Raw genomic sequence first — 1,218 nt, forward strand, 5'->3', positions numbered from 1 at the left:
CTAGTAGGACTTGATTAGGTCTGTCATTGGTTGTACTGACTGTCGTCTTCGTGTGTGTGGCGGTGGTTGGTATGGAACTGGGTGAGATGGGCCGTGTGCGGCCGGTGATCGAACGGTTCGCGGCGGAGATGTTCGCGGACCTGCCCCGGACGGACCAGCGGGGCAAGGGCGAGCTGTACGTGCGGGGGCTGCTGACGGACGGCAAGCGCAAGAGCATGGTCCCGATGGCTGCCCGCCTCGGCGTGGACCATCAGCAGCTGCAGCAGTTCGTGACCAGCTCGACCTGGGACTACACCCAGGTCCGCCGGCGCCTCGCCGGCTGGGCGGTCGCCTTCCTCGACCCGGTCGCGCTGGTCGTGGACGACACCGGCTTCCCCAAGGACGGGCCAGCCTCGCCCGGGGTGGCCCGGATGTACTCCGGTGCCCTGGGCAAGGTCGGGAACTGTCAGATCGGGGTGTCCGTTCACGCGGTCACCGACTGGGCGTCAGCCGCGCTGGACTGGCGGCTGTTCCTCCCGGCCTCCTGGGACGACACCACCCTGACCGACCCGACCGAGGTCGCCGGCGCCCGGGCCCGCCGTGAACGGGCCGCGATCCCCGACAGGGCGCGGCACCAGGAGAAATGGCGGCTCGCGCTGGACATGCTCGACGAGCTGGCCGGGTGGGGACTGCCGAGCAGGCCGGTCGTGGCGGACGCCGGCTACGGCGACGCCGCCGCCTTCCGCCAGGGGCTGACCGACCGGAACATCCCCTACGTGCTGGCCGTGAAGCCGACCGCGACCGCCTACCCGGCCGACGCGGTGCCGGTCACCGCGGCCTATTCGGGCAGCGGCCGGCCGCCCGCGTCGGCCTACCCCGACCCGCCCCGCGATCTGAAGACCCTGGTGACAGCGGCCGGACGGTCCGCCGGCCGGTACGTGACCTGGCGGCACGGCACCCACAGGACCCCGGCCAACCCGACCGCAGGGATGCGCTCCCGCTTCCTCGCACTCCGGGTCCGCCCCGCCAACCGGAACATCACCCGCAACCCCGACCGGAGCCTGCCGGAATGCTGGCTGCTGGCTGAATGGCCCCCTGGCCAGGCCGAACCCACCGACTACTGGCTGTCCACCCTGCCCGAGGGCACCCCACTACGGCACCTCGTCCGCCTCGCGAAGATCCGCTGGCGGATCGAACACGACTACCGCGAACTCAAAGACGGCCTCGGCCTCGACCACT

General features: G+C 71.2%; 1 protein-coding gene. It reads left to right on the top strand.

Annotated elements, in window-relative coordinates; translation table 11 throughout:
* Positions 1-71: 71 nt before the first annotated feature.
* Positions 72-1,218 (top strand): IS701 family transposase (locus E0504_RS48175; RefSeq protein WP_112109417.1); only part of this gene is annotated, 1,147 nt, incomplete at its 3' end.

It is taken from the genome of Parafrankia sp. BMG5.11, assembly GCF_004337455.1.